Source organism: Paenibacillus silvae (assembly GCF_014639235.1).
Taxonomy (GTDB): Bacteria; Bacillota; Bacilli; order Paenibacillales; family Paenibacillaceae; genus Paenibacillus; species Paenibacillus silvae.
This window is the reverse complement of sequence record NZ_BMFU01000009.1, coordinates 23591-39230: the sequence shown is the minus strand read 5'-3', so window position 1 is coordinate 39230 and position 15640 is coordinate 23591. Positions and strand designations below refer to the sequence as shown.

Below are 15640 nucleotides of genomic sequence, written 5' to 3'. Positions count from 1 at the left end.
CATTATACCATAATTCCCATCCCTTCTTCCGTTTAAAAATAACCCGCGCACCATTTGATTTCCTATTCCTCAAACGATAGATTTAACGGCTCGTCCGACATCTCATATTCCGTCTCCATATGGGTCACAGGTGTGTTCAGATCCACTTCCTCGAAGCGGAAACTGTCCACCCATACTTTTCCTTTGCCATTCAGGATCACCCCAAACGAGATCACCGCACTCTCTGCCGGTACATCCAGCACAATGCTGTACTGATTCCAGGGCTGTGTACCCGTGATCGGCCTGTCGTGCATATTATCAAACTGCAGCACATCATGTACGTGGTTATCCACACGCATCCATAGTCCGCAGAATGCATCCACATGATCGGTTTTGACAAACCCGGACAGCTTCATCCGTTTACCTACATATTTATCTGCCCGGAACTGCTGCATCATCGTCGCAAACTCATTCGGCTCCATCGGTGTAACGGCCTTCAAATACCCCGAGGCCTTCCCTTGATGTACCTCGGCAGGATCAATACCCATCTCATAGTTTTGCGGGTGACTCCCCGTTAACATCCAACCTTTGATTGCTGCTGCAGCATTCATCTCTATTTCTCCTCCTCTGGTTTTTCCAGTGAATAGTTTCAGATCAAATAATTTGCGAAAACGTCCAGGCGGCATGCCATACATTTTGCGAAAGGCACGAGTGAACGCTTCCTGACTTTCAAAGCCACAGGCAAGTGAAATGTCCAATATACCTGCATCTGTGGAGCGAAGTGCGATAGACGCCAGGCTCATCCGCCGATGGCGAATGTAATCAACCACCGTCATACCCACCTCTTCCCGGAATACCCGGTGATAATGGTACGGCGATAACAAGGCCTGAGAAGCCACGTCCTCCAGTCCAATTTCTTCGTGCAGATGGTTCTCGATGTAGAACAAGCTGTGCTGAATCATCTCCTGATATCGGCTCAATTGAGGATGTCCCCCCTTCCATATCCTTACTATACGTGTTCACAAACGAGCCGTTTTGATCATTTTTGCGAAAAATAAAAAAGCAGAACCAGTCAGGGACAATAACTGTCCTTGACTGGTTCTGCTTAACTCTAAGGATGATTCTACTATATCTATTGTGAACTGGCTTCACGCGCAAGTGACAGCACGTCAGACAGCCGGAACCGGCTGTGCACCCGCCTCATCCTCATCATGCTCCACCAGTTCATGCTTCTCCCAAGCGCGGCTCTTCCAGCGGAAGTACATAATGACCGCACGCGTCCACTCGTCCGCCGCAATGGCAAGCCATACACCTGCGAGTCCCAGATTCAACTGGAATACCAGCAAATATCCAAGAGGCAGACTCATGCACACCATGGAAATCAGCCCCATGTATACCGGGAACTTCGCATCCCCTGCCGCACGCAGCGAACCGATGATGACAATGTTGCAGGTACGCCCGGTTTCAAGCAACAGACTGAGCAGCAGTACCTGGGCGCCCAGCCGAATAATCTCCGGATTATCTGTGAAAATGCCCATCAACGGCACGCGGAAAATAATAATGATCAAGTCAATCACAATCGTGGCCAGAAGGGCCCATTTTACACTGTCAAAGACACGTTTATACGCATCATCCTTACGGCGCGCACCTACTAGCCGTCCAACAATGATAGACGTTCCCATGCCAATGGCCATACTGAACAGATAAATGTAGCTTGAAATGTTACCTGCATATTGCTTCGTTGCCATCGCTTCTGCACCCAGATAAGTCACGTACAGCGTAAATACGAGCTGGCAGGAGTGATAAACCATCGATTCCATCGCAGACGGAATACCGATTCGCAGTATTTTGCCAATAAAATGTTTGGACAGCTTGATATAATATTCGAAATCTACACGAACCTCACTTACCCGATACAGCAGCCAGAAGAAGATCAGCAGGCAGATGAAACGGCTTCCCACCGTCGAGATCGCTGCCCCTTCCACACCCAGCTTCGGCAGGCCGAAATGTCCAAAGATCAGAGCATAGTTGCCAACAACGTGAATCACATTCATAAATACAGACACATACATCGTTTCCTTGGTATAGCCGTGTGTACGAATCGTTGCAGCCAGTGCATTAATGAGGGCCTGCAAAAAAATTCCGCCCCCGACAATGCTGATATAGGAACGAGCATAATCATAAATTTCACCTTGTATATTTAAAAGCGACAGCAAATGTCCGCCAAACACCAGGAATATCACACTCAGGATCAATCCAACCGCCAGGTTAAGCGTGATGGCATTGCCTGTAACCTGTGCTGCTTCTGTCAGCTTTTTCGAACCGATATATTGGGCTACAACAATCGCAGCACCATGTCCAATGACTTCGAGTACAAGAATTGCAATCGAGATAATCTGGTTGGCCGCACCCACCCCGGAGACGGCATTATCCGATACAGAACTAAGCATGAGCGTATCTACGCTCCCCATCAACATAAACAAGAAGAGTTCCAGGAATATAGGCCAGGTCAGCCGAATTAATTTCAAATCCTTGGCATCTGAACGGAGGGACTCTTTGGTGGAGGATATTGCTGTCATTTTCTCACCTTTCCAACGTGGGCTTGATTTCATAGGGTATGTTAGCACAGGTGGTTTGAAAATGCAGTAGTTTTACGAAAATAATTGAAAGTTTTTTGAAATTCCAGAAATAGGTATTATACCGTTTTCATAAAACCTGTCCGTCTACCAGTTCCGCATAGTGCTCTGTGACGACTCCAAGACATAACAAAGCCCTTCCACCACGCATACTACGTGATTAATGGAAGGGCATTAAATCTGTTACATTTTAAAATAACAAAAGCACTGGCAGGCAATCATCCTTTAACCGAACCGGCCGCGATGCCTTCGACAATTCGTTCACTCAATACCAGAAACGCGATCAGAATAGGCAGGATGCTGATCATCAGCGTAGCACCAATCGCACCCCAATCGGTTGTATACTGTCCAATAAAGTTTTGCACCCCGACCGTCAGCGTTTTATACGTATCTGAGCTAATGAAGGTGTTAACGAAAATAAATTCATTCCAGTCATAGATCATATTAATGATCGCTGTCGTAGCAAGCACGGAAGCGGTCATCGGCAGCACGATCCGGAAGAATATCCGATTGACAGAACATCCATCCATCACCGCCGCCTCTTCCACCTCTCTCGGAAGTGCATAATAGAACCCGAGCAGGATCATAATCGTGATCGGCATATTAAATGCAATGTAAGAGAGAATGACCGATAACGGATGGTCTGTAAGATGCAGCTTCAAAAACAGGCTGAACAGCGGGATCAGAGTGGAATGCACTGGAATCATCAGTCCCACCATGAATAATCCGAGCACCAGCGAACGTCCCTTCCAGCGCATCCGTGTAATGGCAAACGTGACGAGACTGGCAAACAGCACTGTAAACACGACAGAAACCACCGTAATCCATACACTGTTAAAAAAATACAAGCTGATATTGCCTTCCGTCCATACCTTGACATAGTTCTCCCAACGCGGCGTAGCCGGAAGCGCAAAAGGTGCCATGTCGAATACTTCCTGATTATTTTTGAGCGAAAATAACATCAGCCACACTAATGGCAGGATTTGAAGCAAAGCTACCAGGGACAGCAGCACATAGAGCAGGACATATCCTAGTCTTTTCGTCCATACAGGGCTATGACCTGCCTGCGGGCCCACTGGCAGCCGAACAGCTGGCTCCGTCTTCAACGGGATGACCTCCTTTCGTTTTGCGTATGCGTCAGGAATATTGAATCGTATCCTTGGAGGCTGTGGCCTTGCGAAGCAGCCAGGTCACGACCAGACAGATCAACAGCAGGAAGAAACCTACTGCGCTGCCGTATCCAAAGTCAAAACTGCGAAATGCTTGACGATACATGTAGGAGGCCATCACTTCACTGGAACCATTCGGACCACCATCTGTCATGACATAGATCAGATCAAAATATTTCAGCGAGCCGACCACAGCCAGCACCACGGTCACCTTGATCACTTCCGTAATCAGCGGCAGCTTGATGCGGAATGCAATCTGCCACGGGTTCGCACCATCAATGCGGGCAGCCTCAATGAGTGATTCCGGGATATTTTTGAGTGCAGCATAATAGATCAAAATATAAAAACCTGCATACTGCCACAGAATCGGTACGAACAGGGCATACAGCACCAGTGATGGCTCCGCCAGCCAGGCTGGCGGATTGCTGAAACCGATTGCTTCCAGAAACGTGTTCAGTACACCGTTACTGGGATGGTAGATTTTGAGCCATAACTGAGCGATAGCAACGGAAGATAACAGCATCGGAATGAGATATATTTTGCGAAAAAAATTGGCACCCTTGATCTTGCCTGATAGCACCAGTGCAATCATCAAATATCCGATGAGACTCAGCGCAGAGAACAAGGCTAACAAAAAGGTATGATTTGCACTCTGCCAGAACGTGCCATCCTGCAGCAGTGCGGTGTAATTGTCCAGACCAATAAACGTCATTGCCCCGATCCCGTCCCACTGCATCAAACCGTAATATCCGGTAAGCACAATCGGGATGTAGACCAGAACCAGCAGCAAAAGCAGTGCAGGAAGCACATACAGCGCAGCCACCAGACGGTTCGACATGACTTTGTCCAAGACTGGGTCCTCCCTTCGAGCGTTCAAGCATTCAGATGGTGCAGGTGAGGTGTGTATTAGCCATCAGTATAAGCAGCAGGGCATATTAGTTGCCCTTGTCGATGGCCGCCTGATGATTCTTCACAAAGTCCTCCGGTGTGACTGCTTTGCCAAACAACGCCTGAATCATATCGAGATGCGCCTGAGCAGCAGCCGGCTTCATCTGCACATCGGCAAAGAGCGTCAAGCTGCTCGCCTGGTTCAGCTCATTGAGCAGATCAATATAAAGCTGTGGCAGCTGTACGGCAGCGGTATCGACTTTGGTTGCGGGAATGACCCCTGCCTCGGTAACCGAGCTTTCGCCCCATTTTTCCACAAAGTATTGAATAAATTTCTGTGCCTCGTCCTTCACTTTCGAGTTCTGAGCCGCAAACAGGCCTACACCTGGTCCACCGACCCAGCTATTGATATCACCCTTGCCGCCGTCAATCGTCGGGAATTTGAAAAATCCAACCTTATCCTTGAACTCCTGCGGAATGTCGGGATTCGTTGTAAAGTTCGGCAATTCCCATGTTCCCATCAGGTACATAGCAGCCTTTTCGTTCATGAATTCAGATTTACCCTCATCATTGGACAAGCCGTTAAAGCCTTTGTTAAATGCATTCATATCCACCAGCTTCTGCACTTCAGCCGCAGCCTGCGTCAGAGCCGGATCATCGAACTTGCCGGAGCCGTTAATGGCTTTCTCCAACGCATCCCCGCCTACACGATTTGCCAGATACATATACCAGAGTGAGCCGGTCCAGCGGTCCTTATTGCCCAGTGCAATCGGCACTTCACCATTGTCGGTCAGCGTCTTTACCACATTCAGGAATTCATCATAGGTGGCTGGCGGCTGCAAATTATATCTTGCAAAAATCGCCTTATTGTAATAGATCGGAGAGATGTTCAGCTCGATTGGGAGCGCATACGTTTTCCCGTCAACTGCATAAGCCTCCGTTGTGCCCGCAATAAACTTCTCGCCCAGCGAACCATTCAGGAGCTCATCCAGCGGTGCAAACAGATTACCCTTTACGTAAGGCTCAAGGAAGCCCGCAGCCCAGGTTACACCGACATCCGGAAGTTCATTGGAAGCAGACAGAATCTTCAACTTGTTCTTGTATTGTTCATTCTCCAGCACTTCCTGCTTGATCGTCACATTTGGGTTATCGGTCTGATACTGCTGGATAATATCATTGACCAGCTTGTTCTGTTGTGCCGAACTGCCAGCAGGCCAGAGATGCATGAATTTCAACGTAACCTTGCCGTCTGCGCCTTGGTCACCACCACTTGCATTACTGCCGGATTCGCTGCCTGTACCAGAACCTGCACTGTTACATCCGGACAAAATGACAGCCAGAATCAGTGTCCATGACAGCAGCATGGCCAGTGTCTTTTTATTCATATTTCCAACCCCCAATAGTGGAATTACGGTTGTTGTAACCGCTTTAATAAAATTGTAGCACGGGCTCTCCTACCTCATAAGGATAGGATGATTTGGTAAAACTCCACTATTTTAAGAGGTTTTTTCTATATCATGCATATACGCTTACTAACTCTTCTCATTTACGGTATGGCGGTATTTGCTTGGACTGATGCCCTCCAGGCTTTTGAACACTTTGATAAAATACTTATCCGTCTGGTAGCCCACTCTCCCGGCAATTTCCGATATAGGCAAGGCAGTCTGCACCAGTAATTCCTTTGCCCGCTGAACACGTTTGCGCATCAGATATTCGCTGAAATTCAACCCAACCTGCTCTTTGAACAATACGCTAAAATAACTGGAGTTCAGGTGCACGGAGTCGGCAAGCTCCCGCATCGTTATGGGCTCGCCCAGATGTGCCTCAATATAGGACAAGGCTTCTCCAATCGGGGTATCACCCTGCTGATCCCTCCGCTCCCGGATATCCACCAGCTTGGGATCAACGATCTCCTGCATGGCCTGGATGCGCCGCTGCTGCTCATGAACATGAAGTGCTTTTTCTACCGTCTGGAGCAGTTGCTGCTTCTCAATAGGTTTCAACAAATAATCCACCACGCCCAGTTTGATCGCCTGCTGTGCATACGTGAAGTCCGCATACCCTGACATAATGAGAACCGCAGGTTTACTAGGAAAATGCTGAATCGCTTCCACCAGGGACAAGCCGGAAAATTCCGGCATACGCACATCCGTGATCAGCAGGTCGGCAGGCTGGCTCGCGAGCCATTCTCTGGCCTCAACACCGCTAGCCGCTGTCTGTATCCGGTTCTTTCCGGCATACCATGCCTCCAGTGTTTTACGGATGCCTTCTCTTGTGCGAGGTTCGTCGTCCACAATCAGAATCGTTTTTTCATGAATCATATGAAGCCTCCGATCCCCTTGGAATATAAAAACGAATTACCGTTCCGGCTCCCGCTTCACTGTCTACCGCAAGTCTTGCATAATCACCAAGCGGGCTGCCGCCAAAGTACAATTGAAGACGCTGATGGACGTTGACCAGCCCTACACCGGTCCCTCTGCCAGGGGCCAGCGGATCACCGCCCTTTAATGCTTGCTGGATCGTCTGGAGACGCTCTGCCTCTATACCTGGCCCATCATCACGCACCTCCACACATACCAGACCTGTGATGGATGACGGATACACGTTGATCTCTATCTTTCCTGGCTTCAGGGTGCTCTCCACACCGTACAACACGGCATTTTCCACCAGTGGCTGGATCAGCAGCTTGGGCATCGGTACTGTGCGCAGCTCTTCACTCAGCCGGATCTCCCATTGCATCCTGTTGCCAAGCCGCATCTGCATAATGTTCAGATACCGCTCTACATGCTCAAGCTCGTCCGCAATCGTCACCCATTCATCCTGATGCGGGCTGGTGATGATATAACGAAACAATCGGGACATCGCGATAACCATTCGAGCCATTTCCTCCTCCCCCTTGTCCTCCAGTGACCAATAGAAGGCTTCCAGTGTATTGAACAGAAAATGAGGGTTAATCTGCGATTGCAGCGCCTTCAGCTCTGCGCGGGATTGCATGACTTCCTTGTCATGCACCACCTGTGCCAGCTCATTTTGCCTGTAGACCATCTGGTTATACACCTCATTCAGCTCATTGATCTCCGAAGTGGAGCTAACCATGAGATTGGGCCTCATCGCCCCCGGCTGTGCTCCCCGCATTGCCCGCATCAGGCGAATTAACGGACGAGTAATCATCGTAGACAGAAAAAAGGACATCACCAGAAAAAGCACAACGCCGATTATGCCCGATACAAATAAAGCCGTTCTCAGGATGGACACCCCTTCGGTCGTTTCCCGCAGCGGAGTCAGCACGGCAAGCGTCCAGCCCGTTAGCTCGGATCGCTGCTTCACCACGATATACGACTCCTTGCCGTTCTGCACGACAGACTCACTATCCATTACGGCTTGAGGGTCAAGGTGCACATCCAGATTGGAGGTCACAACCTCTCCGCCGCCGTCCAGCAGCATGATTGAATCCTGAGAGCCGTCCGAACTCTCTAAATCATTGAGTTGAAAAAAACTGCGCTGCATACGCACAACTACATAACCGCCATGCTCAAAAGAACGATCCAGCAAGTTTATTCGCCGAATGGCCAGAAGAATGCTTGGATCATCGGGATCGGAGCCGGCCCATACCAGTCGCCCTTTGCCTTCATCGGCTTGAGCAATCCAGTCTCGATCCAGCCTGTGACTTAATGAACGGTCATCCATCGGAAATATCCGGCTGTAATTCGTCGTGTAAATTTCCATGCTCTGTGCACCATTAATGAAAGATTGATAGCTGCCCGCGATCTGCAGGAGTGCCTGCCGCTGATTAAAGGTGGCCTTTTTCCCCTGCTTCTCCTCATATAACAAGCGCTGAAGATAGGTATCATCTGCAACCTGGGCCGTTAAAGAATTGACCTGCGCAATAAGCGCGTCCAGCCTGCCGCTGGCCTGTACGGCCGTCTGCTGGATATGCTTCTCGGCATTGCTTTTCAGCAGAGACGCTACACGGTCATACGCCGAAATACCTGCGATGAGCAGAACTACGAGCATCACCATCACAAAACCGACAAAGATCTGATTACGAAGTGAGTTAAAAGGTCTGATTTGCCGCTGCACCTTCCGAAATCCCCTCTTTCTGCATGTAAAAGAAACCACCATCTCACGCCCGTATTCTGGATGACGGGATATACTCGATGCCGGATTCGTCTGTGTATGCTGTTCTAATCATTGAAGCGCTTGCAAAGCTTTCCCTTTGAATTTACTATTTTTTTAGCAAAGCTCCACTTAGTTTATTGATTAAACTAACCGAATTCAAAATAGCACAGTTTGAGTTGTTAATCAATAACGAACTCATCCCGTGCCATAGCAGAACTTCCACACTCATGGTTCTTTATACAATAATTATGCTTTCGGTAACGCATTACGCATACGCTTCTCCCGATATCCTTGATATACACGAATCAACATGCCGATGATCAGCAGCACCACACCGATGTTAATGGCCACATCTGCCAGATTCAATATGCCTCGTCCCGACGGAAACACCAGAAAATCCGTCACCCGTGCATAAACAAACCGATCTATCGCGTTGCCGAGAGCACCGCCGACCATAAAGCCTGCCCCTGCCTGCATCCAGAATCCCCGTATCTCGCCTTTGCGCCGATAATAGAGCATGCCTGCGATAAACAATACAGCGATTATTCCAAATAGACGTGCATTACCTTGAAACATGCTTCCCGCCATACCGCTATTTTCATAATGCTGCAGCTGCATCCCCGAATCACCAAGCCGCATCACCTCGCCAACCTCCATATACATTCGAACCGCAATTTTGGTACCCTGGTCCACCAGCGTAACCAGCAGCGCGACAAAGTAAAACAGCATTGCCCTTCCCTCCTGCCTGCTTTAAGCTGCACTTATAAGTTCAAGCGAAGCGCACCCTGCATCATGATCCTCTTACTTTACCACAGCAATTATGGCGCCTCCAAATGAGACAGCCTCGCTTCTCTTATAACATGCGATAAAATCCACCCTTTGCCGCGGGCAGGACAGGTCGGTACCATCAAGATATCCGGCATTGCCTGATGAGGAGGACCATGACCTCGTTACTGCAGGCCTTCGCTCGTTTTTGAAGGCGTAACACATACTCACAGCTACGTTTTTGGACGTATTATACATAAAACCCGCCTTATCGTATTTCATAAGGCGGGTCAGCGCATGCTTCAACCATTTCCGAAGCCGTAATATGATACAAAAATCAGGATGATTTTTTATCCTTCACAAGGTGGTACACATTGCTGAAGCTGCCGGAGAGAATGCCGACAATCGGGAAGATGGCCCAGTTGATATCCCAGCGTTGATACACGAAACCAGTAAACAGAAAGAACGCTGTCGCCAGCGGCCACACAATCGCTCCGACAGCTCGTTCTACTCGTGCCTCCTCCCTCTTGGCTGCATTCAGATGCTGATACTCCAGCAGTTTAGTATATGCACCCTGAATATTACCGTAATAGATAAACAAAAACACACCAATACCCGCCGTAGCCAAGAGAGCAGACGTTCCATAAACTGCATACGTATCATTCAAATAAGCGCCTGCAAAAACAAATACAGGAGACAGGATACACAAGCATACGCCCGTAATGAGGGCAACCCGATACGTCAGTGCAAAACTAGCCTTGCTCCGCTGAAGAGTCATGAGAAGGGTACGGGGAAGCTGAAACTCTTTTTCGATATAATCGAACCGGCCCAGTTTCATACCGCTGTAGATAAACATGCCCACCGCAATAGCAACCAGCACGAACAGCCCGCTCATCCCCAGCACAGATCCAATGCCGAGTGAGTCTTGCTCTGTGGAACTCCCCAAGCTCTCGAACAGTGTATTTATCAAAATCATAAAGGCTACACCTATTGCAGACAGCCACACACCCAGCCCTGTCCAGAAGCCTGCACTTCGCTTGGCCGCAATATAGGCATGAGCCTCTTCCTCCGTCAGCGTCGGCACAATCTCCTGCATATCATCCGGCTGAATACCAAGCTCCGCCATCAATTCCTCAATGTTGCCAAATTCGGAGATAACAATGCCAACCGCTTCGTTCTCCGATCTGCCCTCCTGCTTTAACTCCAGATACTTATCCTCCATACCTGAAAGAAGCTCCTGCTTCATACGCTCCACCTCAGGAGTTCTTGGTAACCCCGCAAACATATTGTCCAGATACACCATAATTGTCTCCATATCCCGTCACAGCTCCCTGATAAACAGATTAACAACCTCTTGCGTAACCTTCCATTCCTCACACTTCTCCCTGTAATAGCCCAGGCCAGCTGGCGTGATCCGGTAATAGGTGCGGCGTTTGCCCAGACTACTTTCATCCTGATAAAAGGATTCGATATAACCGTTTTTCTCCAAACGGGTGAAGGCTGAATAAAGTGTAGTCTCCTTCATGACATACTTTTCGTCTGTTAGCTGCCGAATGTTCTTGGATATCTCGTATCCATACGATTCACCTTCAAGCAGCATGTAAAGAATGAGCGTATCATTATAGCCACGTATGACATCACTGCTGATCACAAAAGGTATTCCCCCTCATTACTCCATCTGTCGTAGTAGATTGAGTATAGCACAGTTACTACGACAGATGAAGTAGTTCGTTTGAAAATAGGCAAAATAAAAATCCGCACCTGGTTAAAGGTACGGATTAGAACAGTACATCCTTTTGCATAATGGATGTTTATTTAAATTTCACCGAGTAGCTCTGCCGAGCTACTGTCACACTCATCATTTACGCAACCTGGATTACTTAATCGTAGATAGCACATCCAGCAGCATGGACTTGAACTTCGGTCGATCAATCGCCTCGCACACCCGTACATTCGGCGCTTTGCCGAAACGTCCGTTGATATCAACCACACTGTATCCACGAGTCAGTTCTCCAGCCGCTTCCACATCGACATAATAATGTCCGGACTTGGTCATGAGCGACTCATCAGCCGCCACGGCCATCAGCAGTGTATCCGGGTGAGTTGTTCCGTTCAGTTTATGTACGGATTTGTTAAACTGCATAACCACCTTATTGATTGCCGTGAAAAAGTCCGCACCCGATGTGCCCAGCGCTGCAATCTCGGCATGATCATCATCATCCATCACTGAGTATTGGGTACACATCTCCCAGCCAACCATCGTAGTGGGGATGCCTGCATGCAGAACAATTTTGGCAGCCTCCGGGTCCACATAGAAGTTGTACTCCGCTGCCGGAGTGATATTACCCAGCGCATTGTTCGTTCCACCCATAATGTACAGATGGGCAATCTCAGGGATAATCGTTGGATCTTTCTGAATCGCCATCGCAATGTTGGTTAGCGGTGCAATCGCCAGCAGTTCAATCGCCCCCGGGTTTGCATGCACCTTATCAATAATAAAATCAACCGCATGCCCGCTCTCGGGGCGCTGATCGGCTTTCGGGAAATGTGCACCGCCCATGCCGTCATCGCCGTGCACATCTTCGACCGTGCGGTGCTGGGCCTGACCATAGGCCATGAGCGGCCGTTCGCAGCCTTTGTATACCGGGACCTTGCCGCCGTGTCCGGCAACCTGTACGGTGTACAGTGCATTTTCAACCTCCTGGTCAAACTGCACGTTGCCGCCAGTAATCGTGATGCCCTCCACCTGAAAGTGATGCAATGCCGTCAGGATCGCAATTGTATCGTCTCCTGCCGTATCCGTATCAATGATGACTCTTCTCATGCTGCCGCGCTCCTTCTTCCATATAAAATTCGTTCTACATCCGTTAAACAATTATCGATCGAATGTACATCAGCAAGTTCATTCAACGGATATATCTATGCAAAACGTCAGGGTTTATTTTACATCAAAAACGTACCGATGACGATGGAAACACCGATGATGATGGATCGAAGCAGCTGTGCCACCGCCATATTACCACGCGCAATTTCCTCACACACCCGCATCTTCGGCGTCAGGAAATCAAATATAATATAGACCAGGCACAGAATAATAATACCCAGTGCTGACCACAGCAGCATATCCAGCCACGCATGCGTCGAGAAGGATACCATCCCCACAATAATACACAGTCCCAGCAGCTTGCTGCCCATATACATACCTGCCGCTTCATTGCCTTTTGCAATTTGCTCACTATCGTTATACCGGGTCAATTTGCTGAAAGCAAAGTACCCACACACCAGCACCACCAGTAAAATCCCCATACCTAGCGCTACATTTAACAGGTTTAATCCCAGCTTCTCCATTCCTTCTCCTCCTCATCATTCATCCCTTCACGCACCGTTGCTGCGCAATAATAGGCCATGTCACCAGTGACCTTCTCTCCGACCCGCGGCAGCATGCCAGCGAACCGTCCTCCAATTACAAATACACCCGTCAACAGATAACCGCTGTATGGACCATCCTCCGTCTGAATTGACGCCTGCTCCATCGGCACCAGCTGCTGATATACCTTGGGTTGATTCGCATAATACGCTTCAATCTCTTCATCTGCATCGTCTTTTTCATCTTTATCCTGCGTTGCAGACTGCAACTGAATTTCCGTGTTCATCTCCATCGTTCCCAGAACTTCTTCCTGATCCAGCAAAAGAGTTCCGCGCCCCTCGCGTCCCCAATAGCTCTTGGCTGCATAAGGCACAGCGCTCTGCTCAAACGGCGCCGCAGTAAAGTACGTTGGCAGCAGATAGCGCGAGATCACCTGCATCTCAGTCTCATCAAAAAGCGTAAACCCGCAGTACTCGGGCGTCTGCTCATTCCGCTCATACAGCGACCAGATCGCGGCCATAAAGCCTTTGCTCTGCATCAGAACATGCTGCACCGGATTCATCAGCCCCAGCTTTCCTTCATGTACCAGCTCAATCAATGCAGCACCAATGTCCACACCCGTCGTCTCGTCCCGATCCCCAATCAGATATTCCAGCGGATACAGACGATATAAAAGACGGATTTCGCGTCCCTGATGATACAGTCCTTCTCTCGGTACAATCTCAAGCTCCTCAAGCGGTGCATACAGCACATCATATCCGGCTTCACGACAACGCTCCATCAAGTAGATGGTATTGGTTCGATCCTCAACATGCTCGCCATATGAAGTAAATGTAACCGGCCCCTCCAGACCCTGCTCGGCATAGAACGTTAGCCAGGAGCGGAAGCATTCCCGAATACGCTCATCCATATGAGCCGAGGGTGCAGTCCATGTCTGGTCGGCCGCGAGTCCGATCAGAAGGCTTTCAAGTGCCGCTGATTCGGGTATGCCCGTAGGCGTATCGGTATTATTTTCAATACACTTCAAACCAGCTTCACTTATGATCCAGTCCTGACGAGTAATCCCGCCTGCAACGCTCTCCAACCGAGCTGCCGCAATCAGCCCCGGATGAATGCCAAGCGGTCCCTCCAGAAACGAATCCGGCATATATCGCTGGATAAAACGCATGACTTTACTGTAAATAGCGTCCACTGCCTCGGCCGCAGTACGCAGTTCATTCAGCTCCTCCGGTGTATAAACCGTCAGTGATGGCACACAATACTGCTTGCCATACATGCGATGATACGGAATCTTCTCTCCGGCTTCCCCTGAGAAAACCTCATCGTGACTGAATGGAAGCGGGAAAACGGTTCTCATGCAGCCATCCTCCTTCTGCCCCATTGTAGACTGGTGCTGATTTCCCCTTGCCCCATGCAATTAACCTCCCGAGCTGCGGAAAAAGCTGCCGAAACCGCTCGATTTGGATTTGGAAGAGCTTTTATATGAACTGCTGCCGTCCTTGCTGCTGCGATAGGATGATCCGCCGTATCCGCCATAATAGTAATGACCACTGCTGGAATCGTACTCGCATCCTTCATCATACTGAGGATCACATTCGTCATTACTGCCACATCCTGCAATCACCGCAGGCACAGCAAGCATAAGCGAGAAGGCCACCAGCTTGGCCTTGGAGCCCGGTTTAGAACCTGATGCTGATTTCGAACCTTCTGGGGAAACAGATACCGTCGCTGGCTCAGAGCCGGGCGTAGAATCAGTCCCCGTTTCATGCTTCAATCCCGGTACAGGCTCGAATCCCTGCATGGATTCAACTCCTGAATGGGAGGAGGATTTATTCTCGTTGATGTTTTCAGCCACTCCAGCCTCCTGTATAGATAAAGACTTTTGCATCTCTTCTTCCTTCATTACAGATCCACCTCTTTCACGAAAAACAGCACTTTCTTGCGATCCGTATCCAGCACGGAATACAGAATCTCATACGTCCTGCCCGCCCGAACCATGTAATGGTCCAGGAGCTGCTCAGCCAGCTCCATCGTGTAGCCAGCGGACTCCATCAGCTCCAGTTCCTCAAAGGATCGCCCATTCCACAGCATATACTCCGGGCTGTACATGGAGGACATTTTACACATGCCCAGCGCCGCATCCGCAATAGCAGCACCGTGCCCTTCCGGCATCTGCTGATCATAAGCTGTCACATAGATGGCGTGCTCCCGCCGATCCTGACATTCATTGGACAGATGGGCCCATAATTTGTTTTTCATCAGAGTTGCGTCCACCAGCTTGCGCATGAACAATTCATCCCGTGTAACCGAAGTCTGTTCCAGTACACCCGTCTCTGCCTGCTTATCCTCCGACCAGCTGCGATACGTCAATGAATAATAGATTGCTGTCTCCTCCCTCTCTGCGAGCTCGTAGGTGAGCCGTTTCAATACACACAAACGTATTAAACGCATGAGGAGGAAAAAAGTTACACTATTCGCTATGACATGTAAAAAGAAACATGGAATTTTCTATCGTATGCTCCAGCCGCGCTAACGATTGCCACAGACCTTATTCGGCATTTGAAACAATCTACCGAAACACAAAAAAAGGGACTGCCTCATATCCATCCATGCATACCAAGTGCATATCAATGGTGAGACAATCCTATACGTTCTTTAAGTCCTTTTCCTCTAGTTACCCTAAATCATTCATGCTTTTGACGTGCAACCGTTGTGCT

At 49.1% G+C, this 15640-nt stretch carries 15 protein-coding genes; all 15 read right to left on the bottom strand.

Features of this window, described 5'->3' with window-relative positions; all coding sequences use genetic code 11:
- Positions 1–62: 62 nt before the first annotated feature.
- On the bottom strand, positions 63–941 hold the full coding sequence (locus tag IEW26_RS23080; protein WP_188594172.1) for a helix-turn-helix transcriptional regulator: 879 nt from the start codon (positions 939–941) through the stop codon (positions 63–65).
- Between the two features lie 207 nt (positions 942–1148).
- Positions 1149–2558 (bottom strand): MATE family efflux transporter, encoded by a 1410-nt coding sequence (locus IEW26_RS23075; protein ID WP_188594171.1) that lies wholly within the window; start codon positions 2556–2558, stop codon positions 1149–1151.
- Positions 2559–2833: 275 nt separating this feature from the next.
- The gene (locus IEW26_RS23070; RefSeq protein WP_188594071.1) at positions 2834–3721 is read right to left on the bottom strand and encodes a carbohydrate ABC transporter permease; all 888 of its coding nucleotides are present in this window, start codon (positions 3719–3721) and stop codon (positions 2834–2836) included.
- Positions 3722–3752: 31 nt separating this feature from the next.
- Complete coding sequence (locus tag IEW26_RS23065; protein ID WP_188594070.1) at positions 3753–4634, bottom strand: carbohydrate ABC transporter permease; 882 nt, start codon at positions 4632–4634, stop codon at positions 3753–3755.
- A gap of 85 nt (positions 4635–4719) precedes the next feature.
- Entirely contained in the window at positions 4720–6057 is a 1338-nt protein-coding gene (locus IEW26_RS23060; RefSeq protein WP_188594069.1) for an extracellular solute-binding protein, read from the bottom strand.
- A gap of 147 nt (positions 6058–6204) precedes the next feature.
- Positions 6205–6993: a response regulator gene (locus tag IEW26_RS23055; protein WP_188594068.1), complete on the bottom strand. Its 789-nt coding sequence runs from the start codon at positions 6991–6993 to the stop codon at positions 6205–6207.
- Positions 6983–8752, bottom strand: coding sequence for a cache domain-containing sensor histidine kinase (locus tag IEW26_RS23050; protein ID WP_229729985.1), 1770 nt, complete (start codon positions 8750–8752; stop codon positions 6983–6985). The genes IEW26_RS23055 and IEW26_RS23050 overlap by 11 nt, the downstream gene beginning before the upstream one ends.
- Positions 8753–9037: 285 nt before the next feature.
- Positions 9038–9520 carry a signal peptidase II gene (gene lspA, locus IEW26_RS23045; RefSeq protein WP_111270349.1) on the bottom strand — a complete coding sequence of 161 codons (483 nt, stop codon included), beginning with the start codon at positions 9518–9520 and terminating at the stop codon, positions 9038–9040.
- 373 nt (positions 9521–9893) lie between these two features.
- Positions 9894–10871, bottom strand: coding sequence for a permease prefix domain 1-containing protein (locus IEW26_RS23040; protein WP_188594066.1), 978 nt, complete (start codon positions 10869–10871; stop codon positions 9894–9896).
- Between the two features lie 6 nt (positions 10872–10877).
- Positions 10878–11207, bottom strand: a complete 330-nt coding sequence (locus IEW26_RS23035) for a PadR family transcriptional regulator (protein ID WP_188594065.1) — start codon at positions 11205–11207, stop codon at positions 10878–10880.
- 225 nt (positions 11208–11432) lie between these two features.
- The gene (locus IEW26_RS23030) at positions 11433–12380 is read right to left on the bottom strand and encodes a nucleoside hydrolase (protein ID WP_145404676.1); all 948 of its coding nucleotides are present in this window, start codon (positions 12378–12380) and stop codon (positions 11433–11435) included.
- Between the two features lie 119 nt (positions 12381–12499).
- Complete coding sequence (locus IEW26_RS23025; RefSeq protein WP_188594064.1) at positions 12500–12904, bottom strand: DUF350 domain-containing protein; 405 nt, start codon at positions 12902–12904, stop codon at positions 12500–12502.
- Positions 12886–14280: a glutathionylspermidine synthase family protein gene (locus tag IEW26_RS23020; RefSeq protein WP_188594063.1), complete on the bottom strand. Its 1395-nt coding sequence runs from the start codon at positions 14278–14280 to the stop codon at positions 12886–12888. Before IEW26_RS23020 ends, IEW26_RS23025 begins: the two co-directional genes overlap by 19 nt.
- Before the next feature lie 60 nt (positions 14281–14340).
- Complete coding sequence (locus IEW26_RS30660; RefSeq protein WP_308423563.1) at positions 14341–14826, bottom strand: hypothetical protein; 486 nt, start codon at positions 14824–14826, stop codon at positions 14341–14343.
- Positions 14826–15359, bottom strand: coding sequence for a hypothetical protein (locus IEW26_RS23010; RefSeq protein ID WP_229729984.1), 534 nt, complete (start codon positions 15357–15359; stop codon positions 14826–14828). Before IEW26_RS23010 ends, IEW26_RS30660 begins: the two co-directional genes overlap by 1 nt.
- Positions 15360–15640: the final 281 nt, after the last annotated feature.